30 protein-coding genes are annotated in these 23,917 nt (G+C 61.9%); 26 read left to right on the top strand and 4 right to left on the bottom strand.

Features of this window, described 5'->3' with window-relative positions; genetic code table 11:
* The first annotated feature begins 34 nt into the window (after positions 1-34).
* The 3 genes from tuf to AC1DJW_RS01660 all read left to right on the top strand — a co-directional run bounded on the left by tuf (position 35) and on the right by AC1DJW_RS01660 (position 5,729).
* On the top strand, positions 35-1,225 hold the full coding sequence (tuf, locus tag AC1DJW_RS01670) for an elongation factor Tu (protein WP_059387357.1): 1,191 nt from the start codon (positions 35-37) through the stop codon (positions 1,223-1,225).
* Positions 1,226-1,927: 702 nt separating this feature from the next.
* Positions 1,928-5,575, top strand: coding sequence for a hypothetical protein (locus AC1DJW_RS01665; RefSeq protein ID WP_476900565.1), 3,648 nt, complete (start codon positions 1,928-1,930; stop codon positions 5,573-5,575).
* Between the two features lie 28 nt (positions 5,576-5,603).
* Positions 5,604-5,729: a hypothetical protein gene (locus AC1DJW_RS01660; protein ID WP_284755115.1), complete on the top strand. Its 126-nt coding sequence runs from the start codon at positions 5,604-5,606 to the stop codon at positions 5,727-5,729.
* Positions 5,730-5,763: 34 nt separating this feature from the next.
* On the opposite strand, the gene AC1DJW_RS01655 is transcribed toward AC1DJW_RS01660, so the two are convergent.
* On the bottom strand, positions 5,764-7,188 hold the full coding sequence (locus AC1DJW_RS01655; protein WP_476900564.1) for a GH1 family beta-glucosidase: 1,425 nt from the start codon (positions 7,186-7,188) through the stop codon (positions 5,764-5,766).
* Positions 7,189-7,577: 389 nt separating this feature from the next.
* Here AC1DJW_RS01655 and rpsJ point away from each other — a divergent pair, with 389 nt between their 5' ends.
* From rpsJ to map, 23 genes are all read left to right on the top strand, one after another.
* On the top strand, positions 7,578-7,886 hold the full coding sequence (gene rpsJ / locus AC1DJW_RS01650; RefSeq protein WP_003803825.1) for a 30S ribosomal protein S10: 309 nt from the start codon (positions 7,578-7,580) through the stop codon (positions 7,884-7,886).
* Positions 7,887-7,904: 18 nt separating this feature from the next.
* Complete coding sequence (gene rplC, locus AC1DJW_RS01645; RefSeq protein WP_059387360.1) at positions 7,905-8,555, top strand: 50S ribosomal protein L3; 651 nt, start codon at positions 7,905-7,907, stop codon at positions 8,553-8,555.
* Between the two features lie 4 nt (positions 8,556-8,559).
* Positions 8,560-9,177: a 50S ribosomal protein L4 gene (rplD, locus tag AC1DJW_RS01640; protein ID WP_476900563.1), complete on the top strand. Its 618-nt coding sequence runs from the start codon at positions 8,560-8,562 to the stop codon at positions 9,175-9,177.
* Entirely contained in the window at positions 9,174-9,479 is a 306-nt protein-coding gene (gene rplW, locus AC1DJW_RS01635) for a 50S ribosomal protein L23 (RefSeq protein ID WP_059387362.1), read from the top strand. Before rplD ends, rplW begins: the two co-directional genes overlap by 4 nt.
* 29 nt (positions 9,480-9,508) lie before the next feature.
* A complete protein-coding gene (gene rplB / locus AC1DJW_RS01630) occupies positions 9,509-10,348 on the top strand; it encodes a 50S ribosomal protein L2 (protein ID WP_028265104.1) in 840 nt (279 codons plus the stop codon).
* 12 nt (positions 10,349-10,360) lie between these two features.
* Positions 10,361-10,642 (top strand): 30S ribosomal protein S19, encoded by a 282-nt coding sequence (rpsS, locus tag AC1DJW_RS01625; RefSeq protein WP_018773666.1) that lies wholly within the window; start codon positions 10,361-10,363, stop codon positions 10,640-10,642.
* 38 nt (positions 10,643-10,680) lie between these two features.
* Positions 10,681-11,046 carry a 50S ribosomal protein L22 gene (gene rplV, locus AC1DJW_RS01620; protein ID WP_028265103.1) on the top strand — a complete coding sequence of 122 codons (366 nt, stop codon included), beginning with the start codon at positions 10,681-10,683 and terminating at the stop codon, positions 11,044-11,046.
* Positions 11,047-11,883 carry a 30S ribosomal protein S3 gene (gene rpsC, locus AC1DJW_RS01615; protein WP_284755143.1) on the top strand — a complete coding sequence of 279 codons (837 nt, stop codon included), beginning with the start codon at positions 11,047-11,049 and terminating at the stop codon, positions 11,881-11,883.
* Positions 11,884-12,300 (top strand): 50S ribosomal protein L16, encoded by a 417-nt coding sequence (gene rplP / locus AC1DJW_RS01610; protein WP_028265101.1) that lies wholly within the window; start codon positions 11,884-11,886, stop codon positions 12,298-12,300. It abuts the gene before it with no gap.
* Between the two features lie 2 nt (positions 12,301-12,302).
* Complete coding sequence (gene rpmC / locus AC1DJW_RS01605) at positions 12,303-12,626, top strand: 50S ribosomal protein L29 (protein ID WP_059387364.1); 324 nt, start codon at positions 12,303-12,305, stop codon at positions 12,624-12,626.
* Positions 12,623-12,922, top strand: a complete 300-nt coding sequence (rpsQ, locus tag AC1DJW_RS01600) for a 30S ribosomal protein S17 (protein WP_059387365.1) — start codon at positions 12,623-12,625, stop codon at positions 12,920-12,922. The genes rpmC and rpsQ overlap by 4 nt, the downstream gene beginning before the upstream one ends.
* Positions 12,923-13,270: 348 nt before the next feature.
* A complete protein-coding gene (rplN, locus tag AC1DJW_RS01595; protein WP_003803789.1) occupies positions 13,271-13,639 on the top strand; it encodes a 50S ribosomal protein L14 in 369 nt (122 codons plus the stop codon).
* Between the two features lie 3 nt (positions 13,640-13,642).
* Positions 13,643-14,005: a 50S ribosomal protein L24 gene (gene rplX, locus AC1DJW_RS01590; RefSeq protein WP_390278693.1), complete on the top strand. Its 363-nt coding sequence runs from the start codon at positions 13,643-13,645 to the stop codon at positions 14,003-14,005.
* Positions 14,005-14,583, top strand: coding sequence for a 50S ribosomal protein L5 (gene rplE / locus AC1DJW_RS01585; RefSeq protein ID WP_059387367.1), 579 nt, complete (start codon positions 14,005-14,007; stop codon positions 14,581-14,583). The genes rplX and rplE overlap by 1 nt, the downstream gene beginning before the upstream one ends.
* Before the next feature lie 77 nt (positions 14,584-14,660).
* Entirely contained in the window at positions 14,661-15,059 is a 399-nt protein-coding gene (rpsH, locus tag AC1DJW_RS01580; RefSeq protein ID WP_028265096.1) for a 30S ribosomal protein S8, read from the top strand.
* Positions 15,060-15,077: 18 nt separating this feature from the next.
* Positions 15,078-15,614 carry a 50S ribosomal protein L6 gene (gene rplF / locus AC1DJW_RS01575; RefSeq protein WP_059387368.1) on the top strand — a complete coding sequence of 179 codons (537 nt, stop codon included), beginning with the start codon at positions 15,078-15,080 and terminating at the stop codon, positions 15,612-15,614.
* 3 nt (positions 15,615-15,617) lie between these two features.
* Positions 15,618-16,001, top strand: a complete 384-nt coding sequence (gene rplR / locus AC1DJW_RS01570) for a 50S ribosomal protein L18 (protein WP_236812276.1) — start codon at positions 15,618-15,620, stop codon at positions 15,999-16,001.
* Positions 16,002-16,030: 29 nt separating this feature from the next.
* The gene (gene rpsE, locus AC1DJW_RS01565) at positions 16,031-16,702 is read left to right on the top strand and encodes a 30S ribosomal protein S5 (protein WP_171983517.1); all 672 of its coding nucleotides are present in this window, start codon (positions 16,031-16,033) and stop codon (positions 16,700-16,702) included.
* Positions 16,703-16,704: 2 nt separating this feature from the next.
* Positions 16,705-16,911: a 50S ribosomal protein L30 gene (gene rpmD, locus AC1DJW_RS01560; RefSeq protein ID WP_059387371.1), complete on the top strand. Its 207-nt coding sequence runs from the start codon at positions 16,705-16,707 to the stop codon at positions 16,909-16,911.
* Complete coding sequence (gene rplO / locus AC1DJW_RS01555) at positions 16,911-17,405, top strand: 50S ribosomal protein L15 (protein WP_284755150.1); 495 nt, start codon at positions 16,911-16,913, stop codon at positions 17,403-17,405. The genes rpmD and rplO overlap by 1 nt, the downstream gene beginning before the upstream one ends.
* 189 nt (positions 17,406-17,594) lie before the next feature.
* Positions 17,595-18,905: a preprotein translocase subunit SecY gene (gene secY / locus AC1DJW_RS01550; protein WP_059387373.1), complete on the top strand. Its 1,311-nt coding sequence runs from the start codon at positions 17,595-17,597 to the stop codon at positions 18,903-18,905.
* 5 nt (positions 18,906-18,910) lie between these two features.
* Positions 18,911-19,480 carry an adenylate kinase gene (locus AC1DJW_RS01545; protein ID WP_284755208.1) on the top strand — a complete coding sequence of 190 codons (570 nt, stop codon included), beginning with the start codon at positions 18,911-18,913 and terminating at the stop codon, positions 19,478-19,480.
* Positions 19,481-19,703: 223 nt separating this feature from the next.
* Positions 19,704-20,531, top strand: a complete 828-nt coding sequence (gene map, locus AC1DJW_RS01540; RefSeq protein WP_476900562.1) for a type I methionyl aminopeptidase — start codon at positions 19,704-19,706, stop codon at positions 20,529-20,531.
* Positions 20,532-20,613: 82 nt separating this feature from the next.
* Here map and AC1DJW_RS01535 read toward each other — a convergent pair whose 3' ends face one another.
* From AC1DJW_RS01535 to AC1DJW_RS01525, 3 genes are read right to left on the bottom strand one after another with little or no spacing between them, the layout of a single operon-like run.
* On the bottom strand, positions 20,614-21,963 hold the full coding sequence (locus AC1DJW_RS01535; protein ID WP_390278701.1) for an ABC transporter substrate-binding protein: 1,350 nt from the start codon (positions 21,961-21,963) through the stop codon (positions 20,614-20,616).
* Positions 21,964-22,022: 59 nt separating this feature from the next.
* Complete coding sequence (locus AC1DJW_RS01530; protein WP_476900587.1) at positions 22,023-22,910, bottom strand: carbohydrate ABC transporter permease; 888 nt, start codon at positions 22,908-22,910, stop codon at positions 22,023-22,025.
* 47 nt (positions 22,911-22,957) lie between these two features.
* Positions 22,958-23,908 (bottom strand): carbohydrate ABC transporter permease, encoded by a 951-nt coding sequence (locus tag AC1DJW_RS01525; protein WP_476900561.1) that lies wholly within the window; start codon positions 23,906-23,908, stop codon positions 22,958-22,960.
* Positions 23,909-23,917: the final 9 nt, after the last annotated feature.

The raw sequence follows: 23,917 nt of genomic DNA, 5'->3' as shown, positions 1-23,917 counted from the left end.
AGCAACTCACTTGAAATCGTTCTAGGAGGAACCTGTGGCAAAGGCAAAGTTCGAGCGGACTAAGCCGCACGTCAACATCGGCACCATTGGTCACGTTGACCACGGTAAGACGACGCTGACTGCCGCCATTTCCAAGGTGCTGTACGACAAGTACCCCACTCTCAACGAGCAGCGCGACTTCGCGTCGATTGACTCTGCTCCGGAAGAGCGCCAGCGTGGTATTACCATCAACATCTCCCACGTTGAATACCAGACCGAGAAGCGCCACTACGCACACGTAGACGCTCCGGGTCACGCTGACTACATCAAGAACATGATCACCGGTGCTGCCCAGATGGACGGTGCGATCCTCGTGGTTGCCGCCACTGACGGCCCGATGGCTCAGACCCGCGAGCACGTTCTGCTCGCCCGCCAGGTTGGCGTTCCCTACCTGCTGGTCGCGCTGAACAAGTCCGACATGGTCGACGACGAAGAGCTTCTCGACCTCGTTGAAATGGAAGTTCGCGAGCTGCTCAGCGCTCAGGGCTTCGATGGCGACGACGCTCCCGTTGTTCGCGTTTCCGGCCTCAAGGCACTCGAAGGCGACCCGGTTTGGGTCAAGTCCGTCGAGGACCTCATGGAAGCTGTCGACAACTCGGTTCCGGACCCCGTTCGTGACCGCGACAAGCCGTTCCTGATGCCGATCGAAGACGTCTTCACGATCACCGGTCGTGGAACCGTTGTTACGGGTCGCGCCGAGCGCGGTACCCTCGCGATCAACTCTGAGGTTGAAATCGTTGGTATCCGTCCGGTCCAGAAGACCACCGTTACCGGTATCGAGATGTTCCACAAGCAGCTCGACGAAGCATGGGCCGGCGAGAACTGTGGCCTCCTGCTCCGCGGTCTGAAGCGCGACGACGTCGAGCGTGGCCAGGTTGTCGTCAAGCCGGGTTCCATCACCCCGCACACCGACTTCGAGGCAAACGTCTACATCCTTTCCAAGGACGAAGGCGGACGTCACAACCCGTTCTACTCGAACTACCGCCCGCAGTTCTACTTCCGTACCACGGACGTAACCGGCGTTATCACCCTGCCGGAAGGCACGGAAATGGTTATGCCTGGCGACAACACTGAGATGACCGTTGAGCTCATCCAGCCCATCGCTATGGAAGAGGGCCTCGGCTTCGCAATCCGTGAAGGTGGCCGCACCGTTGGTTCGGGACGTGTTACCAAGATCATCAAGTAGTTTCTACTTGTAGATCGGTGGAGGACCGGCCGCCTGGCGTCCGGTAGCAAAGCAAAGAAGAACCCCGTCACTATCGTGGCGGGGTTCTTCTTTGCTACTGTTTATCTATCGAATGGATTAATGGCGGATGGTGGATCCGTGACTTTGCGAAGCCGAAGCCCGTGCGGCTTCGTCGCCCCATGGGATAGGAGAGCGGCAATGTCTGGCTTCTTTGGCACCATCCTCGTATTGGCTATCGTCTTGGTCGCCGCTTTAGTGTCCTACTCCGCGGGGAAATCGAAAGGACGTTGGCTTGCCGAAAGGGCTGCGCAACGGTTGGTTGACGATTCCGTTGGGCAGTATCGCTCAGGCTATCTAGCCGGCCACTTGGCAGGGTGGCGAGACGCCGAGGCCCGGCGCCTATCTGCTCCTGCGGAGGAACGGGCCTCCCGCCCGCCTGGCCCGGAGGGCCGGCAAACGTTCCCGCCCATTCCCGTGCAGGGCGCCCCGGAGCAAATCGCGCCGAACCAAATCGCACCAGTCCAAGCCACACCAGCCCAGCCTGCCCCGGTTGGGCCCGTGCCAGTTGAACCGTGGCCGCTCCCGATTCATTCGCAACCAGCGCAGGTGCAACCAGCCCGGATCTCGCCAGAGGCCCTTCGCGACGAACGAACGGCCCGGAAACAGAAGCGGGATCGGCAGAACATCAATATCACGCTGTACGTGGCAAGCCTTCTGCTGGTCGCCGCCTCGGCGCTGTTCATCGGCACCAGCCTCCCGTCCGTTCTCCGCTTTGCCGGTGTCTGGACCATCACCGCGGCCTTTTATGCCGCGGGCTTCATCCTCCATGCGAGGACTCCCAGGCTGCGGCCCGCCGCGATCGCCCTCACGGGAACGGGCCTTGCGTTGATCCCCGTGACGGGGCTGGCGATGTACAACTTCGCCTTGAACAACGGCCCGGCCGCCTGGCTGGTCACGTCCGTCGTCGGGACGGTGGCCTATGTAGTCGCCGCAGTTCGACTCGACAACAGGGTTCTCGCCTTCCTGTCCTTGAGCTTTGTGGTCTCCTCGGCGTGGTCCGGTGTGTCCATGCTGGGCGGCGCCCTTGTCTGGTATTTCGCTTCCCTGATCGGCTTCGCCGTGTTCCTGACCCTGATAGCCACGCGCAAACCGCACTGGCTTCCGCCGGTCTATATCCGGCCCTTGATGTCCCTCCACCCCTATGTGGTGCCGTTCGTTGCACTTGCCGCCAGTTTCGTGCCCCAACATCTGGGGAAGGACGAGTACGCCATCATCATGATGGTGTGCGGCGTGTATTTCGCCGTCATGGCGGCCCTTCCCCAGGGCGTGTTCCGGCTCCAACAGTTCTATGCGGCGAGGCTCTCATTCACCGTGGCCTTCCTCGTGTTCCTTTCGGACGCCGGGCTTGGGTTGCCGGAGGTACTGTTGGCCGCCGTCGTTCTTCTTGCTCTGCAGTCGCTGTGGCCGGCATTCGACAGCAGCCGGTTCGCCCGTTGGTTCCCGGGTCCGTGCACATCCCAGGCGATCCGGCGCTGCCGGATTGATGCCGTGGTGTGCTTTGGCCTTCAACTGGCGGCTGCCTCCATGGCGGCCTTCGCCATCCTGGTCCGGCATTCCGGGACGCCCGTGGGCCTCCCGTTGTTCGCGAGCCTCCTGTGCGGTTTGGTCCTGGCGTGGAAGCTGGGAGGCCACGCCGAGTGGCTCCCCGTGGGCGCCCTTGTGGTGGCGGCGCCGTTTGCCGATGAACTCGGCGGTTGGCCGACGGCGGCATTGTTGGCTATCGCCGGCGCGTTCTGGCTGCTGCGGGCCAGCAGGCCAATGGAGGGCAAACGCAGGGTCTTTGTCCTCGCGGGGCGCATTGCGCTCACTCTCAGCATCCCGGCAGCGACAGCAGCTGTAGCGCCGGAGAATCCCGACCGCGCTGCCGCCGTCGTCATGGCGTTCCTTGCCGCCGTGACGTTCCAGTTGCTGTTGGAAGCCGCGCTGATCCGCTTGGGTGTCGGGACCTTCGCGCCGACCGCCTTCCTCGCAGCCTTTGCCGGGGCGGGCATGGCCGTGATGCCTTTGCTTATTTTGCTCGAGCAAGCCCCGGACCAACCCCTGACAGCGTCGGCCATCAGAATTCATGTCCTTGCTGCCGCGCTGGTTGGTTGGACGCTGTTCCCGAATGCGGTGAGAGTCACCCTGCGCGGAAGGATGGTTGAGTTCCTCGCCCCGGCGGCCCTAGCCTGGGCGGGAGTGCTGTCCTTCGGAGCCCTGTCCGTGGCGTTGGGAAATGCTGTGTTGCTCGTTGGCATGCTGTATTTCACGGTTCAGGCGCTCCGTCTTCCCCGCACCCTGCACCGCCGCAGCTATTGGTGGGCGGTCCGTGCCCTCGTCACCCTTCTCGCGGGCACAGGCTATCTGCAGTTGCTCCGGGACGGAGGTGGCCTGGAGTTGGCGGGGGAGAGGCTTCAGCTTGCAACTGTGGTCTTCATCGCCTTGACCCTCCAGGTCATTCCGCCCCTCGTGGAGGCGGTCCGCGGTCCTGACCGAGGCCTCGCGACACTCGACGCCGCCGTGGTGCTGCCCTTCATGGCCGGCGCCGTCGCCGTCGTGAGCATTTCCGGGCGCTACGTCGACGGCTCCGTGGCCGGAAGCTGGCAAGCGGCCGCGGCCTCACTCATCATGGCGGCCTCGGCGGTGGCGGCCGGGTTCATGCTTCGCACGGAGGGCGCCTCCTCAGTCTTCGTGCCGGCGACGTTGGCGCTCTTGCTGCTGCTTCGCGGTGGGCACATTCACGAGGTCGAGGCGTTGCTTGCCATCTTCGCCGGGTTCAGCGCCGTCATGGTGGCTGCGGCACCCGGGCGGACGGCGAAGGGCGTCTACTTCATTGCCGCCAGGATTCTCACGGCCGCCCTCGCCGCAGTCTTCGCGCACGACGTGTCGGCCTCCGTCACCGTTGTGTCGCTGACTTTCGCGGGCGTCCTGGTGCTGCAGCACATCGCCCGCTGGCTCATGCGGAACCGCTTGCAGCAGATTCCCTTCCAACAGGCGGCAGTCTGGGTGACGCTCGGAGCGCAAGCCGTGCTGCCGGCGATGTACCTTTTGGCTCAGCAGGAAGCCCACGACGGCGGCCGCTGGGTCCTGCTGCTCGAGCTGGCAGCGTTGTTGGTCTCCGCCGTCGTGGCGAGCCGGATCTTCACCGCCCGGGGCGCCGGGTATTTCACCATCCCGGCGTCGGTTGCCGCGGTGGTGGCAGCCGGACCCGAGGTGTCATTCCCTGCCGGGACGTGGCTCGCGGAACCCCTGTTCGGTCAGTTCGCGGTGATTCTGGTGCTGCTCGCGATGTCGCTACTGGTGACTGTTGTGAGGCTGCTGGTCCAGCCGGGAAGCGGCGTCCCCGAGCATTGGTTCTGGCTGGCGGCGGCGCTGTCTTTCGCGGGTGCCGGAGGCGCGCTGTCGGTTGACGTTCCGCACACCGCCACGGGTATGGCGGGACTGGTACTGGCGCTAGTGTGCTTCGTGGCCTCCCACGTCGAGGGAATGCCGGGCTTCTACCCGCTTGCCTCCGCCGCTAGCCTCGTCGGTGCTACTGTCCTGGTCGCTACGGCCCTGGATGAGGCTCCCCTTCTGGGGCAGGCCGGGGCTCAATGGGAGGATTTCCTCCCGTGGCTCCTGGGCTGCGCAGGATCGGCCGCTGTGCTCTACGCTGCCCGTTGGTCCCGGATCCCGGGCGTGGGGTCGCAGCCTGTGCGCAAGTTGTCGCTCGCGGCAGCGGCAGGAGGGGGATTTGCGCTGGCCGCAGCTGCAGGCCTACTGCACGATGACACCGGTCTGGCAGGAACTTGCCTTCTCGGCGCCGCCGTGGCCGTGGCCTACCTCGAAGTACCCCGGGCCATCAGATTCACTGTCGCGGAGCTGGGGGCGGTGCTGGTGCTTGCCGCCGCACAGCGGGCGGTCCTTTTCGTCCATGGAGCCAGGCCCGAGCTCTTTTGGGTGGTGCAGTGGTTCGCGGTCCTCGGTGCCGTTTTGGCAGGGGTGCGCTATTACGTAGGGGACAATCTGGAGGGGCGAATCAGATTGGGGATCGCCTCAGGCTTGTTGTCCTTCGGAGGCCTCCTCTCGGTAGTGCCAGGTAGCCTCTTCCCGGGCACTGAGCCACAGCAACTATGGGTCCTCGTCGGATATGCCGTGTTACTGCTTGCCGGACTTGTCCTCGCCGAGCGCATGTTCGTGTGGTGGGGTGCCGCGGGCGTTGCCCTCAGCGTGATGTGGGCCCTTCGTTCCTATGCCTTCGCGATGCTCGCCGTGATCGCCTTGGCATTGATTGTCCTTGCGGTCTGGCGCCTCAACCGGACCGCGCCCTGATACCGTTGCCTCAAGGGAGGAATGCGAAATGGGAACGCTGATTTTTCTGGTCTTGGTGGTTGTTGTGGTAGCCGGGGTCTTTTGGGGAAGGAAATACTTCCGCCGCGAGATCGAGCGCGCCAAGCGAATCAATCGGGCGAACAGGAAAGATTGATTTAGCACGATCGGTCCACAAACAGGACTTCGAATCAGCTCCTGCGCGCCTTGCTCAAGGACTGGTACCAGTAATACGAGTCCTTGGGGGTTCTCTCGAGGGTGTCGAAATCCACGTGCACCAGGCCGAAACGCTGCGAATAGCCCGCGGCCCATTCGAAGTTGTCCAGTAGCGTCCAGACGTAGTAGCCCAGAAGTTCGACGTCGTGGGCAATCCCGCCAGGGGCCGTGGCCCTCAAGGCCTGGCCAAGGTGCGAAGCAAGGTAGCTGATGCGGTCGGTGTCGTGCACTGGACCCCAGGTGTGGTCCGGTTCCGGGAAGCTCGCGCCGCTCTCTGTGATGAAGAGGGGAGGCAGCGCTGCTCCGTAGCGGTCCTTTAACTCCCGGAGCAGGATTCCGAGGTGTTCGGGGGCCACAGGCCAGCCAAATCCTGTCGTTTCGTATTCGGGGAAGGCCGCAAGGTGGAACGGAAGCTTGGCCATCATGTCCGGGGTGTTCCAGTGCGCGGTTCCGTCGGCGTGGCCCGAGGCTACTTTGACGGGGTAGTAGTAGTTCAGGCCGTAGAAATCCAAGGGCTGGTGGATGGTCTTGAGATCTTCGTCCCGGACTTTGCCCAGGGCGCGGAACCAAGGCCTCACCTGTAGCGGAGGCTTCGGGTACTGCCCCAGGAGGATGGGATCGGCATACACCCGGTTGAAGATGAGGTCGAAGGCCTTGGCCATGAGGCCGTCTGCCAGCCGCTTGCTTGCGGGCCGGACTGGAGAATGCACGTTGGCTACGCCGACAGTTCCTGCTATTCCGGCAGCGCGCAGGGCCTGGACGGCCAGGCCGTGCCCCAACAACTGGTGGTGGGCAGCCGGCAGGGCATCGAAAAGCAGGCGCCTGCCGGGAGCGTGGACGCCGAGCGCGTACCCTTGCAACGCGACCGAAACTGGTTCGTTCAGGGTGACCCATTGCGCCACGCGGTCACCGAAGCGCTGTGCGGCCGCGGCCGAGTATTCGGCGAACCGTTCCGCCGTCGCCCGATTAAGCCAGCCGCCGTCGTGCTCCAACGGCAGGGGAGTATCCCAATGGAACAAGGTCACCATGGGGGACACGCCGGCCTTCAGGAGCTTGTCGATCAGGCGGTCGTAGAAATCCAGTCCCTGTTGGTTGATCGGTCCCTTGCCGCCGGGTTGGATCCGTGGCCAGGAGAGAGAGAACCGGTAGGAATCCACGCCCAGGTCCTGCATGAGGGCAATGTCCTCGTCCGTCCGGTTGTAGTGGTCGCAGGCGACTGCAGGGGAGTGCCCGTCGACGATCGCGCCTGGTTTCTCGGCAAATGCATCCCAGCTCGACGGTCCGCGACCGTCCGCTGTGAGCGAGCCCTCGATCTGAAAGGCCGCAGCAGCGACGCCCAAGGTGAAGTCCGGCCGGATGCGGCCTGCAAGATCCCCCACCGCGGCATCTTGGACAGTCATGACCCCATCATCCCGAGCGCAGGAGCTGATGGCAATGGTCCGACGAGGCCCGATTGGCTTATGCCGGGGAATTCCGGCATACTAGGTGAGTTGTTCAAGCGCTTCTTCGCGTCCCGATCCGGATAATGCCGGGTGTCAGGGTCCAAGCTGAAGCCCAAACATAACCCAGATCCCCAAAGGAATTCGGACGATTTTGCGCGGAAAGCGCGACACGCCCGACCGCGGGGGTCGGTTACACCGGCAAGTTGAGGAACCCGGATCCCTCCGGATTCAGCTTGTGCGGCGGGTGGTAGTACTACTTCAAATGCTTCGGCAGCCACATGCAACACGTAAGTGAACAGGGCAGCCTTTATTCGAGGGCAGCACAGACTGAAAGAGAGTCAGGCGACATGGCGGGACAAAAAATCCGCATCCGGCTGAAGTCATATGACCACGAGGTCATTGATGTTTCAGCGCGGAAGATCGTTGAGACGGTCACGCGCGCAGGCGCAACGGTAGTGGGCCCCGTGCCGCTGCCGACGGAGAAGAACGTGTACTGCGTTATCCGCTCTCCCCACAAGTACAAGGACAGCCGTGAGCACTTTGAAATGCGTACTCACAAGCGTCTGATCGACATCATCGACCCCACGCCGAAGGCTGTTGACTCGCTTATGCGTCTCGACCTGCCGGCCGACGTGAACATCGAAATCAAGCTGTAGGGAGGTGCTGAGAAAACTATGACCGCAACCCGTAATGTAAAGGGCCTGCTGGGCACGAAGCTCGGCATGACCCAGGTCTGGGACGAGAACAACAAGCTCATCCCGGTAACTGTCGTCCAGGCTGACTCCAACGTCATCACCCAGCTGCGCAATGCAGAGACTGATGGCTATGTCGCCGTTCAGATCGGCTACGGCCAGATCGATCCCCGCAAGGTCACCAAGCCGCTGGCTGGTCACTTTGAAAAGGCTGGCGTAACTCCTCGCCGCCACGTCGTCGAACTGCGCACTGCAGACGCCGCGTCTTACGAACTGGGCCAGGAGCTTTCTGTTGAGCTCTTCGAAGCCGGTCAGAAGATCGACGTCGTCGGCACCAGCAAGGGTAAGGGCTTCGCCGGTGTTATGAAGCGTCACGGCTTCCACGGTGTTGGAGCCTCCCACGGTGCGCACAAGAACCACCGCAAGCCCGGTTCAATCGGTGGCGCATCCACCCCGAGCCGCGTCTTCAAGGGTCTGAAAATGGCCGGTCGCATGGGCGCAGAACGTCACACCACGCTGAACCTCACGGTTCACGCTGTTGACGCCGAGAAGTCGCTGCTCCTTATCAAGGGTGCCGTCCCCGGTGCCCGCGGCCAGGTCGTCCTCGTACGCACCGCCGTGAAGGGAGCCTAGTTAGATGACTAGCACTGTCAAGGTAGACCTGCCTGCAGAGATCTTCGACGTCCAGACCAACGTGCCGCTGCTGCACCAGGTCGTCGTCGCACAGCTCGCTGCTGCTCGCCAGGGTACCCACAAGACCAAGACCCGCGCCGAAGTTTCCGGTGCAGGCCGCAAGCCGTTCAAGCAGAAGGGCACCGGCCGCGCCCGTCAGGGTTCCATCCGTGCTCCTCACATGACCGGTGGTGGCATCGTCCACGGCCCGACGCCGCGTGACTACAGCCAGCGGACCCCCAAGAAGATGAAGGCTGCCGCACTGCGTGGCGCCCTGTCCGACCGCGCCCGTAACGGCCGCATCCACGTCGTTGCTGAACTGGTCGCCGGCACCAAGCCGTCCTCCAAGGCAGCACTCGCCGCGTTGCGTGCAGTCTCCGAGCGTAAGAACCTGCTCGTTGTTATCGAGCGCGCCAACGATGTTGCCGCACTGTCCGTGCGCAACCTCGCAGATGTTCACGTTCTGTACGCAGACCAGCTGAACACCTACGACGTGCTGGTTTCCGACGACGTTGTCTTCACCAAGGCTGCGTTCGAGGCTTTCATCGCTGACAAGGCAAAGAACGAGGAGGATGCCAAGTGAGTGCAGCCACCATCAAAGACCCGCGCGACGTCGTCATTGCACCCGTCGTTTCGGAAAAGAGCTACGGCCTGATCGACGAGGGCAAGTACACCTTCCTGGTGGACCCCCGCTCGAACAAGACCGAGATCAAGCTGGCCGTGGAGAAGATTTTCTCCGTCAAGGTCGAATCGATCAACACCATCAACCGTGCCGGTAAGCGCAAGCGGACCAAATTCGGCTGGGGACAGCGCAAGAGCACCAAGCGTGCAATTGTCACCCTCAAAGAAGGCACAATCGACATCTTCGGCGGTCCGCTCGCGTAGCGGAGACCACTTTAACGAGGAAATGAATTATGGGAATCCGTAAATACAAGCCGACTACCCCGGGCCGTCGCGGCTCGAGCGTAGCCGACTTCTCCGAAATCACGCGATCGACTCCGGAAAAGTCGTTGCTGCGTCCGCTGCACAAGACTGGCGGCCGTAACAACACCGGTAAGATCACTACCCGTCACAAGGGTGGTGGCCACAAGCGCCAGTACCGTCTGATCGACTTCCGTCGTCACGACAAGGACGGCGTCAACGCCCGCGTTGCCGAAATCGAGTACGATCCGAACCGCACGGCTCGCATCGCCCTCCTGCACTATGTTGATGGCACCAAGCGTTACATCATCGCCCCGAACAAGCTGTCCCAGGGTGACTTCGTCGAGGCTGGCCCCGACGCTGACATCAAGCCGGGCAACAACTTGCCGCTGCGCAACATCCCCGTTGGTACCACCATCCACGCAGTTGAACTGCGTCCGGGTGGCGGCGCCAAGATGGCCCGTTCCGCAGGTGCTTCGGTTCAGCTCGTCGCCAAGGAAGGCCGTTTCGCCCAGCTGCGTCTGCCCTCCGGTGAAATCCGCAACGTTGACGTGCGCTGCCGCGCAACCGTCGGCGAGGTCGGCAACGCCGAGCAGTCGAACATCAACTGGGGTAAGGCCGGCCGTATGCGCTGGAAGGGCGTTCGCCCGACCGTCCGTGGTGTCGCCATGAACCCGGTCGATCACCCGCACGGTGGTGGTGAAGGTAAGACTTCCGGTGGACGTCACCCGGTCAACCCGAACGGTAAGCGTGAAGGCCGCACCCGCCGCCCCAACAAAGAGAGCGACAAGCTTATTGTTCGTCGCCGCCGTACTGGCAAGAACAAGCGATAGGAGCCTGGACACATGCCACGCAGCCTGAAAAAAGGTCCTTTCGTAGACCAGCACCTCTTTGTGAAGGTCGCCAGGGAAAACGAAAAGGGCACCAAGAACGTCATCAAGACCTGGTCCCGCCGTTCGATGATCGTCCCGGACATGCTGGGTCACACGATTGCCGTTCACGACGGACGCAAGCACATTCCGGTGTTTGTCACTGAGTCGATGGTCGGGCACAAGCTCGGCGAATTCGCTCCCACGCGGACATTCCGCGGCCATGTCAAGGACGACCGTAAGGGCAAGCGCCGCTAAGGCGCTCGCTCTACGGCTAAGACGAGAGAAGGAAAGCAATGGAAGCCAAGGCTATTGCGCGTCACATCCGCGTAACGCCTATGAAGGCCCGGCGCGTCGTCAACCTTGTTCGTGGTAAGCAAGCGAATGAGGCTCTGGCAATTCTGAAGTTCGCCGAACAGGCAGCTTCGGAGCCGGTATTCAAGGTAGTTCAGTCGGCAATGGCAAACGCACGGGTCCTCGCGGACCGCGACGGCGTTGCCTTTGACGAAGGAGACCTCTACATCAGCGAAGCGTTTGTTGATGAAGGCCCGACCATGAAGCGGTTCCAGCCGCGTGCTCAGGGTCGCGCATTTCAGATCAAGAAGCGCACGAGCCACATCACCGTGGTAGTCGCTACCCCGGAGAAAGAGGAGGCTCGCTAAGTGGGACAGAAAGTAAACCCGCACGGGTTCCGACTCGGCATCACCACCGATCACGTATCGCACTGGTTTGCTGACAGCACCAAGGCTGGCCAGCGGTACAAGGACTTCGTTCGCGAAGACATCCGCATCCGCCAGCTCATGTCCACGGGCATGGAGCGCGCTGGTATCGCCAAGGTCGAAATCGAGCGCACCCGTGACCGTGTCCGCGTGGACATCCACACGGCTCGCCCGGGCATCGTCATCGGCCGCCGCGGCGCAGAAGCGGACCGCATTCGCGGCGAGCTCGAAAAGCTCACCGGCAAGCAGGTCCAGCTGAACATCCTCGAGGTCAAGAACCCCGAGATGGAAGCACAGCTTGTTGCCCAGGGCGTTGCTGAGCAGCTGACTTCCCGCGTGGCTTTCCGCCGTGCGATGAAGAAGGCCATGCAGTCTGCACAGCGTGCGGGTGCCAAGGGTATCCGTATTGCTTGCTCCGGTCGACTGGGTGGCGCAGAAATGTCCCGCTCCGAGTTCTACCGCGAAGGCCGTGTGCCCCTGCACACCCTGCGTGCGAACATCGACTACGGCTTCTACGAAGCCAAGACCACCTTCGGCCGCATCGGCGTGAAGGTCTGGATCTACAAGGGCGACGTCACCGCGAAGGAACTGGCTCAGCAGGCAGCTTCCGCTCCGTCCCGCGGCCGCGGTCCCAGCGACCGCCCGGGCCGCCCGGGTGGCGCCGACCGTGGTGACCGCCGTCGTCGTACCGACCGTCCGGCAGCTGACGCAGCACCTGTTGCTGCAGAGGCTCCGGCAGCTGAAGCTGCTGCTCCCGCAGCAGAAGGAGGACAGGCTTAAATGCTTATCCCACGTCGAGTCAAGCACCGTAAGCAGCACCACCCGGGTCGTTCCGGCGCTGCAACGGGCGGCACCAAGGTCACTTTCGGTGAGTACGGTATCCAGGCGTTGAGCCCGGCCTACGTCACGAACCGTCAGATCGAGTCTGCCCGTATCGCGATGACCCGCCACATCAAGCGTGGCGGTAAGGTCTGGATCAACATTTACCCGGACCGTCCGCTGACGAAGAAGCCGGCCGAAACCCGCATGGGTTCCGGTAAGGGTTCTCCGGAATGGTGGGTCGCAAACGTCAAGCCGGGCCGCGTTCTCTTCGAGCTCGCCGGTGTCAATGAAGAGGTAGCTCGCGAGGCACTGCGCCTGGCAATCCACAAGCTGCCGTTGAAGGCACGCATTGTGCGTCGCGAAGGTGGTGAATAGAAATGGCAGTAGGGTCGAAGGATCTCGCACCCGCACAGCTGGACGGTTTCGACAACGAGCGTCTCGTTGAAGAACTCCGCAAGTCCAAGGAAGAGCTGTTCAACCTGCGTTTCCAGTCCGCCACCGGACAGCTGGAGAACCACGGTCGTCTGCGCGCGGTAAAGAAGGACATCGCACGCATCTACACCGTTCTCCGTGAGCGCGAGCTGGGCATTCGTGCCGAGGTTGCCGCACCGGTTGTGGAAGCCAAGGAAGAAAAGAAGTCCAAGAAGGCAGAAGCCAAGGCTGAGAAGGCCGAAGCCGAGGCTGGAGAGGACGCCAAGTGAGCGAACAGAAGGAAACTGTGACGGAAGCAGCAGCCAGCGCTGAACAGCGCGGTTACCGTAAGACGCGTCGCGGCTACGTTGTCTCTGACAAGATGGAAAAGACCATCGTTGTTCAGGTTGAAGACCGCGTGAAGCACGCTCTGTACGGCAAGGTCATTCGCCGCACCTCGAAGATCAAGGCTCACGACGAGCAGAACACCGCCGGCATCGGCGACCTCGTTCTGATCTCTGAGACCCGCCCGCTGTCCGCTACAAAGCGGTGGCGCCTGGTCGAGATCCTCGAAAAGGCTAAGTAATCCCGCGCCGGGCTTTGTCCGGCAGCGATATGGATTGGTGGAAAGGCCCGTATTCCGTTAGGAATGCGGGCCTTTCCGCGTTTCGGTCCGGAGCACAAAACGTGCTAGGATATTGAGTTTGTATGGCGCCAGTTGTGCGTCAACAACCACCTCGTAAACAATCGTGCCGCGGCATACTGCCCCGCGCAGTTATTTCCGCAAGGGAAGCTGATGCTGGCGGCACGGGAGTTTAGGCCTGCTCTGGCAAAATCCAGGCAGGTCAAGAGACACCCCGATCAACCGTTCCGCAAGGCTCATTCCGTATGCTCCATTTCGGTCTGAGAACCGGCGCGACGCAAGGAGTAAAAATTGATTCAGCAGGAGTCGCGACTGAAGGTCGCCGACAACACGGGTGCTAAGGAAATCCTTACCATTCGCGTTCTCGGTGGATCCGGCCGTCGCTACGCAGGCATTGGCGACGTCATTGTCGCAACCGTCAAGGACGCTATCCCGGGCGGCAACGTAAAGAAGGGTGACGTCGTCAAGGCTGTCATCGTTCGTACCAAGAAGGAACGCCGCCGTGCGGATGGTTCCTACATCAAGTTTGACGAGAACGCAGCTGTGATTCTGAAGAACGACGGCGACCCCCGCGGTACCCGTATCTTCGGCCCGGTTGGTCGTGAACTCCGTGACAAGAAGTTCATGAAGATCGTTTCGCTGGCTCCGGAGGTGCTGTAACCCATGGGTGCAAAGATCAAGAAGGGTGACCTGGTTCAGGTCATCACCGGCGCCAAGCAGGAACGTGGCGGCGACCGTGGCAAGCAGGGCAAGGTTCTTCGCGTGTTCACCGAGACCAACCGCGTCCTGGTAGAAGGCATCAACCGAGTCACCAAGCACACCAAGGTCGGTCAGTCGCAGCGCGGCACCAAGACCGGTGGCATCGAGGTCGTTGAGGCCCCGATCCACGTCTCCAACGTTGCTCTTGTTGACCCCTCGACCAAGAAGCCGACCCGCGTTGGTTTCCGTCTCGAGACCGTTGAGAAGGACGGCGTCTCCAAGACCGTCCGTGTCCGCGTGTCCAAGGCATCCGGGAAGGACATCTAATGACTGAGACTCTCGAGACTCCAGCGAAGATCGTTCCGCGTCTGAAGACGAAGTACGCCGATTCCATCAAGCAGACCCTGGTTGAGGAATTCAAGTACGAGAACGTGAACCAGGTTCCCCGCCTGGTGAAGGTTGTTGTGAACATGGGTGTTGGAGATGCCGCCAAGGACTCCAAGCTGATCGACGGCGCTGTCCGCGACCTCACCCTGATCACCGGCCAGAAGCCGCAGGTAACCAAGGCCCGCAAGTCCATCGCCCAGTTCAAGCTGCGCGAAGGCATGCCCATCGGTGCACACGCAACTCTGCGTGGGGACCGTATGTGGGAATTCGTGGACCGCCTCGTAACCCTCGCCCTGCCCCGTATCCGCGACTTCCGCGGCCTCAACGGCAAGCAGTTCGACGGCAACGGCAACTACACCTTCGGTCTGACCGAGCAGGTTATGTTCCACGAAATCGACCAGGACTCCATCGACCGCGTTCGCGGTATGGACATCACGGTTGTCACCACTGCAAAGACCGATGACGAAGGCCGTGCGCTGCTCAAGGCACTTGGCTTCCCGTTCAAATCCGAAGACTAATAACTACGTAGTAGGTCCGGCCGCGGCTGCTTTGTAGCCAACGCGGAAACCATTACGAGGAAGGGCAAGAGCCCAAAATGACTATGACAGATCCTGTCGCAGACATGCTTACGCGTCTGCGCAACGCCAACTCGGCATACCACGACACCGTGAGCATGCCGTACAGCAAGCTCAAGGCACGCGTTGCCGACATCCTGAAGGCAGAAGGCTACATTGCTGCCTGGAAGGAAGAGGAAGCCGAAGTCGGCAAGAAGCTGACCATCGACCTCAAGTTCGGTCCGAACCGCGAGCGTTCGATCGCTGGTGTCCGCCGCATTTCCAAGCCTGGCCTCCGCGTTTACGCGAAGTCCACCAACCTGCCTCACGTGCTGGGTGGCCTGGGTATCGCAATCCTGTCCACCTCTTCCGGCCTCCTGACTGACAAGCAGGCCGGCAAGAAGGGCGTGGGCGGCGAAGTCCTCGCGTACGTCTGGTAACGGGAAAGGAAGAGAATAATGTCACGTATTGGACGTCTCCCCATCACCGTTCCTGCCGGCGTTGAAGTTAAGGTTGATGGCTCTGTCATCAACGTCAAGGGCACCAAAGGCGAGCTGAGCCACACTGTAGCCAGCCCGATCGAGGTCACCCTGGACGAAAGCACCTTGACTGTCACCCGCCCGAACGACGAGCGCGCTTCGCGTTCCCTGCACGGCCTGACCCGCACCCTGATCGCCAACATGATCGAGGGCGTCACCAAGGGCTACGAAAAGAAGCTTGAAATCGTTGGTACCGGTTACCGCGTTCAGGCCAAGGGATCTGACCTTGAGTTCGCTCTCGGCTTCAGCCACCCGGTCAATGTCTCCGCTCCCGAAGGCATCACCTTCACGGTGGAGGGGCCGACCAAGCTCTCCGTCGCTGGTATCTCCAAGCAGCAGGTCGGCGAGGTTGCTGCCAACATTCGCAAGCTGCGCAAGCCCGACCCCTACAAGGGCAAGGGTGTCCGTTACGCCGGCGAAGTTATCCGCCGCAAGGTCGGAAAGGCTGGTAAGTAAACCATGGCCATCGCAATTAACAAGAAGCGTACGAACAAGAGCAAGTCTGCTGCACGCAGCCGTCGCCAGCTTCGTATCCGCAAGCGCATCACCGGCACGGCTGCTCGTCCTCGTCTGGTCGTCAACCGCTCCGCACGCCACATCTTCGTCCAGGTTGTCGATGACAGCAAGGGTGTAACCGTGGCTTACGCTTCCACTTTGGAAGCCGACCTTCGTGCATTCGACGGCGACAAGACTGCCAAGGCCAAGCGCGTCGGCGAGCTCGTTGCCGGACGTGCCAAGGCTGCAGGCATCGAAGCTGTTGTCTTCGACCGCGGTGGTAACAAGTACCACGGCCGCATCGCCGCCGTCGCTGACGGCGCACGTGAAGGTGGGCTGGCACTGTGACCGTTGAGAATAACGAAAAGGACATTCAGGTGACTGAAGCTGCAGCTGCTGAGGCAACTGAGACTGCTGCTGCCACCGACGACCGCCGCGGCGGCCGTCGTGGCGAGCGTGGTGACCGTGGCCAGGGCCGCGGCGACCGTGGTGGCCGTGGTGGCCGCGACGGCGGTCGCGAGGCCGAGAAGAGCCAGTTCGTAGAGCGCGTTGTAACCATCAACCGTGTTGCCAAGGTCGTCAAGGGTGGTCGTCGCTTCAGCTTCACCGCACTCGTCGTCGTCGGTGACGGCAACGGCCTGGTTGGCGTCGGCTACGGCAAGGCGAAGGAAGTTCCGGCAGCTATCGCAAAGGGCGTTGAAGAAGCCAAGAAGTCCTTCTTCCGCGTTCCCCGCGTTGGCAACACCATCCCGCACCGCGTGCAGGGTGAGGCCGCAGCAGGCGTTGTCATGCTGCGTCCGGCTTCCCCGGGTACCGGTGTTATCGCCGGTGGTCCGGTCCGCGCGGTACTGGAATGCGTCGGTATCCACGACGTTCTCTCCAAGTCGCTCGGTTCCTCGAACGCCATCAACATCGTTCACGCGACTGTTGACGCCCTGAAGCGACTGGAAGAGCCCGCTTCCGTGGCAGCCCGCCGTGGCTTGCCGCTGGACGAGGTTGCTCCTGCTGCTCTGGTGCGCGCACTCCAGAACCAGAAGGCAGGTGTTTAGTCATGGCTAAGAACCTGACTCCCTCCGACGCTCAGTTGGAGATCACCCAGATCAAGGGCGTCATCGGCGCCAAGCAGAACCAGCGTGAAACCCTGCGGTCCCTCGGCCTCAAGCGCATCGGACACACTGTTGTCCGTACCGCTGACGCCGTGACTGTTGGAATGCTCAACACGGTTCCGCACCTCGTGAATGTAGAGGAGGCGAAGTAATGGCTGAGAACAAGACTGCCGATAAGGCAGAGAACGTGGCTGCCGACAAGCAGAACGCCCTGAAGGTCCACCACCTGCGTCCTGCCCCCGGTGCCAAGACTGCCAAGACCCGTGTTGGTCGTGGTGAAGGCTCCAAGGGTAAGACCGCCGGTCGCGGTACCAAGGGTACGAAGGCCCGCTACCAGGTCAAGGCTGGCTTTGCCGGCGGCCAGCTGCCGCTGCACATGCGCCTGCCGAAGCTTCGCGGCTTCAAGAACCCGTTCCGGGTTGAGTTCCAGGTTGTAAACCTGGACAAGCTCAACGAGTTGTTCCCGGAAGGTGGCGCTGTCACCGTCGAGTCCCTGGTTGAGAAGGGCGCCGTTCGCAAGAACCAGCCCGTCAAGGTGCTGGGCACCGGCGACATCACCGTCAAGGTTGACGTCACCGCCCACGCTTTCTCCTCCAGCGCAGCTGAGAAGATCGCAGCAGCAGGCGGAACCACCACTGCCCTCTAAAGGGCTCTGGGGCTATCGCCCGCTGTGAAAGGACTCCCGGTGTGGAGGGCTTCGGCCCCTCGCACCGGGAGTTTTTTCACATGGCGCGCACCCCTCGATTGTTCGCATGGCGCATCAAACCGTTAGACTCGGGTGTTGGGTTTCAATGACCCCTTTCGACACCCTTGGACTTTTAACTCAGGAGGACGCTTGCTAAGCGCATTCGGCCGGGCATTTCGGACGCCTGATCTGCGACGCAAGTTGTTGTTCACGCTGGGAATCATCACAATCTTCCGCTTGGGAGCTTTTATCCCCTCGCCTGGTGTGAGCTACCAAAATGTTCAGCAATGTTTGTCAAGCAATCAGGACCAGGGCGGCCTCTACCAGCTCGTCAACCTGTTCAGCGGTGGTGCACTGCTGCAGGTTTCGATCTTTGCCCTGGGGATCATGCCGTACATCACGGCCAGCATCATCGTGCAGCTGCTCCGCGTGGTCATTCCGCGGTTCCAGCAGCTCTATGACGAAGGTGCCTCTGGCCAGTCGAAGCTGACGCAATACACGCGTTATCTGACCATTGCGTTGGGCCTTCTGAACGCCACTACTTTGGTGTCCCTGGCGCGCTCCGGGCAACTGCTGCCCAACTGCCAGCTGCCGATCATCCCCGACACGAGCATCATCGCCACGATTCTTGTAGTCATCACTTTGACGGCCGGTACGGGCCTCATCATGTGGATGGGCGAACTGGTTACCGAGAAGGGCGTGGGCAACGGCATGTCGCTGCTCATCTTCACTTCCATCGCTGCCGGCTTCCCAACCTCGCTTGGTGCCATCTGGAACTCCAAGGGACCGGGCACCTTCTTCACGGTCTTGGCGATCGGCCTCGTGACCGTCGCACTCGTGGTCTTCGTCGAGCAGTCCCAGCGGCGCATTCCGGTCCAGTACGCCAAGCGTATGATCGGCCGGCGCACCGTGGGCGGCACCAGCACCTACATCCCTATCAAGGTGAACATGGCCGGCGTCGTGCCCGTCATCTTCGCATCCTCCATGCTCTACCTGCCGGGGCTGATTGCGCAGTTCAACCAGCCGAAGGCCGGAGAGTCCATCGCCCCGTGGGTTGAGTGGATCAACAACAACCTCACCAAGGGCGACCACCCCATCTACATGGCGCTGTACTTCGTCATGATTGTGTTCTTCACCTACTTCTACGTCGCGATCACCTTCAACCCTGAAGAGGTCTCGGACAACATGAAGAAGTACGGCGGGTTCATTCCGGGCATCCGGGCGGGCAAACCGACCGCGGACTACCTGCAGTACGTGCTTTCCAGGATCACCCTCCCCGGCGCCTTTTACCTGGGCTTCGTGGCGTTGATTCCGCTGGTCGCACTCGTCCTGATCAGCGCCAACCAGAACTTCCCGTTCGGTGGCACATCAATTCTGATCATGGTGGGTGTGGGCCTGGAAACCGTCAAGCAGATTGATGCGCAGCTACAACAACGTCACTACGAAGGGCTTTTGCGATGACGAGAATGCTGATCATTGGACCTCCGGGTTCTGGCAAGGGAACCCAGGCTGAGCGGATTTCCGAGCGCTTGGGCGTAGTCGCCATTTCCACGGGCGACATCTTCCGTGCGAACGTCAAGGGCGAAACCCCGCTGGGTATCGAAGCCAAGAAGTACATGGATGCCGGAGATTTCGTTCCGGACAGCGTCACGAACAAGATGGTCCGTGACCGCCTGAGCGAGAACGACGTCGAGAACGGCTTCCTGCTCGACGGGTACCCGCGCACCACGGCCCAGGTGGAATACCTGGACCAGATCCTCGCCGACACGGAAGAGAAGCTCGACGTCGTGCTTCAGCTGACGGCCGACGACGAGGAACTTGTTTCGCGCTTGCTGGGCCGTGCCAAGGAGACCGGACGCTCGGACGACAACGAAGGTGTCATCCGCCACCGCCTGGACCTCTACCACGAGCAGACCGAGGCCGTTGTGGCCAAGTATGCCGAACGCGGCATCCTCACCCAAGTCGATGGCATTGGCGGCATCGACGAGGTCACGGATCGTGTGTTGCTGGCCATCGAGGCGGCCAAGGCGGTCTAGTCAGCTGCATGACTGTTGAAAGGGTGTGTCCCGCGCCGGAGCGAACTGCTCCCAGGCGGGACACACCCTTTTCTGTTCCCCTTCTGCCGGACCGAGACCAGTGACGCTTCCGTGTCGTTCCCGGCTCCGGTTTCGGGCATGGCCGCTGATGCGGGAAAATAAGAGATCAAAGGGTGATCTGGTTCCGCAGCCCACCATAAGCAGTGCACGACAAGAGGAGACCATGGCGTTCGGCCAGCCCCGCATCGAATACAAGACCAATGAGCAAATGCGCAAGATGCACGAGGCCGGCTTGGTCCTCAGCAGAGCGCTCGACGCAGCCGTTGAGGCAGCGAAACCGGGCGTGACCACGCGTGAGATCGACGCCGTGTTCGCGGCGGTCCTCATCGACGCTGGGGCAAAGTCGAATTTCCTCGGGTACCACGGCTTCCCGGCCACCATCTGCACTTCCGTCAACGAGGAAGTAGTCCACGGCATCCCCGGCGACCGCGTCCTCCAGGACGGGGACATCATTTCGATCGATGGCGGAGCGATCGTTGATGGTTGGCATTCCGACTCCGCGCGCACCGTGATAGTCGGTGCGGCCGATCCTGAAGACCAGCGGCTCTCGGATGTCACCCAGGCCGCTATGTGGCGTGGAATTGCTGCCTTGGCCAAGGGAAAGTTCGTGGGCGACATCGGCAACGCCGTGGATGACTACGTCTCCTCCGTCCCGGGAAAGCCGCTGGGTATCCTGGAAGACTACGTAGGCCACGGCATCGGTTCCGAGATGCACATGGCCCCTGACGTGTTGAACTATCGCACCACGCACCGCGGCCCGAAGATCAGGCCGGGGCTGTGCCTTGCGATCGAGCCCATGCTCGTCCGTGGCAACATCGAAACAGCAACCCTCGACGACGACTGGACCGTGGTGACCACCGACGGGAAGCGTTCGTGCCAGTGGGAGCACTCGGTCGCCGTCCACGAAAAGGGCATCTGGGTGCTTTCCGCGCCCGACGGCGGTGCGGAGCAGCTGGTGCCGCTCGGCGTCGTACCCGTTCCGATTCCCTGACCCCCAAACTGGGAGCCGATACAGAAAATCCCTGGCGACACCGGAATTCCGTTGTCGCCAGGGATTTTTCGTTTCGGGAGCTTTAGCTAGCTTTGAGCTTGGGCTTCACGTCCTTGGTGTAGATGCCATCGAGGGTTGCCTTGAGGTCCGTCATGGTGGCCTTCACGTCGCCCTGCTGCGTGAGGATCTTCGCGGCAGCCTTGGCCATTTCCTGGTCGGCACCGGGCAGGAATACGCGGGCGTTGTCCTGCACCTTGGTGACGGCGAGCTGGTCCATGGCCGTCTTGATCTGCGGAGTCTTGGCGAGGACTGCCGTCATGTCGGCGGAGACGCGCGTGGGCATGTAGCCGGTCGCGGCGGAGAATGCCGCGGTGTTCTCCGGTTCGGTCATGAATTTCAGGAAAGTGGCAGCCGCGAGCTGGACTTCCTTGCTGACACCGCTGGGAATCCCGAGTCCCGCGCCGCCGGTGGGGCAGACGTTGGTCTCGGCCTTGGGGCCGCCCGGAAGGAAGCCGACGCCGACGTTGAACTTGGCGGACTTCAGCACGCCCAACAGGTCTCCCGTGGAGGAGATCGTGGTGGACGTGATGCCTGCGGAGAAGTCGTCCGCAGCGTTCTTGGAGGAGACGCCGGCCCACTTGTCCTTGTAGATGGAGTCCTGGGCCCACTGCAGGGCCGTAACGGACTCGGTGGAATCGCAGTTGAAGGTCCAGCCGTTGGACCAGCTGCCGCCCCAGCCCCACAGGTTGTTCTGCAAGGTCCAGCCGGCGTATCCGGCAAGGGCAGGGTAGATGTAGGCGTACTTCGCGCCCGAGCTGGCCTGGAGCTTGGGGGCCCACTCGGCGAACTCCTGCCAGGTCTTGGGAGCCCGGTCCGGAAGGCCAGCGGCCTTGAAGTGGTCCTTGTTGTAATAGAACAGCGGGGTGGAACGGCCGTAGGGGAGTGCCCACTGCTTGTTGGCGTATTGGTAGTCCGCTACGAGGGACTTCTGGAAGTCGTCGATTTTGACGTCCAACTGCTTGATGAGTCCGTCCAACGGAATGATGTTGCCGTTGGTGTAATAGCGGAACCACCAGACGTCGGAGAGCACTACGAGGCCGGGGAGGGCAGACTTCGCTGCCTGCGAGGTCTGGAACTTCTGCGCGATTTCCTCGTAGTTGGCGCCTGCCGTCACGAGGTTCACCTTGATGTCCGGGAACTTCGCCTGGAACTTGTCGATGATGGATTGCTCGACGGCCTGGGACTGCCCGGGGTGGCTGGTCCAAAAGTCGAACGAGCCGGCCGGCTTGACGCCCGTGAAGTCGATGTCCGAAGGGCTGGTGCTCGCTGCACTGCCGCTCGTCGACGGACCGCCGCATGCTGCCAGGGCGGCTGCGCCGACTCCGAGTCCGGCGAGCCCCAGGAAGTTTCTGCGATCAAGATTCATTGCCATGGTTGGTCCTCTCAAGGATGCAAAGGTGGTGATGGGGGTTGTGTGGAAGTGCTGTGTTATTAGCCGGTGACGCTGCCCTGGGTGAGCCCGGCAACTATGTAGCGTTGCAACGCTGCGAAGACCAGGAGGATGGGGATGATCACCAGGACGGCTCCAGCCATCAAGATCCCCCAGCCCGCGCCGTTGCCTTCAGAGTTCTGAAGCAAGGTCAGGCCGACCGGGAGGGTCATGGTTTCCGGCCGGTCCGTGATGATCAGCGGCCAGATGTAGTCGTTCCATTCGCTGACCACAGTGACGAGGGCAACCGTGGCGATGGAGGGGAGTGATACGGGGACGACCACTTGCCACAGCCTGCGCCAATGGCCCGCGCCGTCGATTTCCGCGGCCTCGAGGATGGACCCCGGAAGGGTCTTGAAATGCTGGCGAAGGAGGAAGGTCCCAAAGGCCGTGCCGAGTCCCGGAAGGATGATTCCCCACAGGGTGTTCTTCCCGCCGATTCCCGCAATCAGGATGTAGTTGGGGAGGATCGACACCTGCGGCGGCACCATCAGGGCCACGAGGATCACGACGAAGATGATGTTCTTGAACGGGAAACGGACGAAAACCAGGGCGTACGCCGTCAGGATCGCCAGGATCACCTTGACCGTGGAACCGACCGTGGTGACGATCAGGCTGTTCAGGAAGAACTGTGCGAACGGCACTGTGGTCATGGCCGTGTGGTAGTTCTCCAGGTTCAGGCCCTGCGGAAGGATCCTGAGGTCCGTGGTGACGATCTCGCCGGGCTGTTTGAAGGAACTAAGCAGCATCCACAACAGCGGCAGGACCACCACGAGGGTGGCCACGATCAGCGGGATGTAGCCGCCTGCCAGTGTCTGGACAAGGTTCGAGCGGGAGAGCGGCTTGTCGCGCCGCGCCGGGAGCTCCGGACCGGCGTCGGGAGCTTTCAGGGTCCCGACGCCGCTTGCGGAGTTGGGGCTGACGGGGGAGAGCGTGCTCACGAGTAGTGCACCTTCCGTTCGACGAACCGCAACTGGAGCACGGTGATGATGAGCAGGATGGCGAAGAGCACTACCGAGATGGCGGCGGAGTATCCCGCGCGGTTGTAGGCTCCGAAGGCCTGCAGATAGGCCTCGTAGATCAGCGTGCTGGTGCCGTTGCCCAGCGGCGTCATGATGCGGATCAGGTCGAAGGCTTGAAGCGAGCTGATCATCGTGGTGATCAGCAGGAAGAACGTGGTGGGCGAAAGCAGGGGAACGGAGATGCTCATGAAGCGGCGGAAGCCGTTGGCGCCATCCAGGGAAGCCGCCTCCATGACGTCCTTCGGGAGCGACTGGAGCCCGGCGAGGTAGACGACCGCGCAGTAGCCCAGGTTCTTCCAGACGTAAACGATGATGACCATCACGAGGGAGAGTTGTGGATCGTTGATCCACTGGGGGCTTTGCTGGCCGATGCCCCGGAGCAGCCATGACAGCACGCCGTATCCGGGGTCGAAGATGAACAGCCACACGAGGCCGACGCCTACGCCGCTGAGGACGTAGGGGGCGAAGACAGCAGAGCGCGCAAAGGTGGTGCCCCGGACCTTCGCGTTCAGGGCCAGGCCCACCAAGAGGCCCAGCACCATGGAACCGCCGACAGTGACGACAGTGAAGATAAGGGTGGTGCCGAGTACTTGGGGGGCGTCGGAACTGGTGAAGAAGGTGACGTAGTTGTCGAGGCCCACAACGGTGGCCGAGGTGGAGCCCAAGGTCCAGTCAAGGGTTGAGTAATACATGTTGTTGATCAGGGGCAGATACGTGAATACCGCGATCAGCGCCAGGTTCGGCAAAGCCAGTGCCAGGAACACAAAGAAGTCGCGTCGGGTTCGGCCGGACCAACGTCCCCGGCGCTGAAGGGCCGGGAGAGCCTGCGCGGGGGCCGCAGGGCTGCCAGTCAGTTGTCTTGTCATGGGAGGTCT

It is taken from the genome of Arthrobacter sp. 05L417, assembly GCF_056397865.1.
Note: the sequence above shows the minus strand (reverse complement) of the source record. Positions and strands in the feature narration are given on the sequence as shown.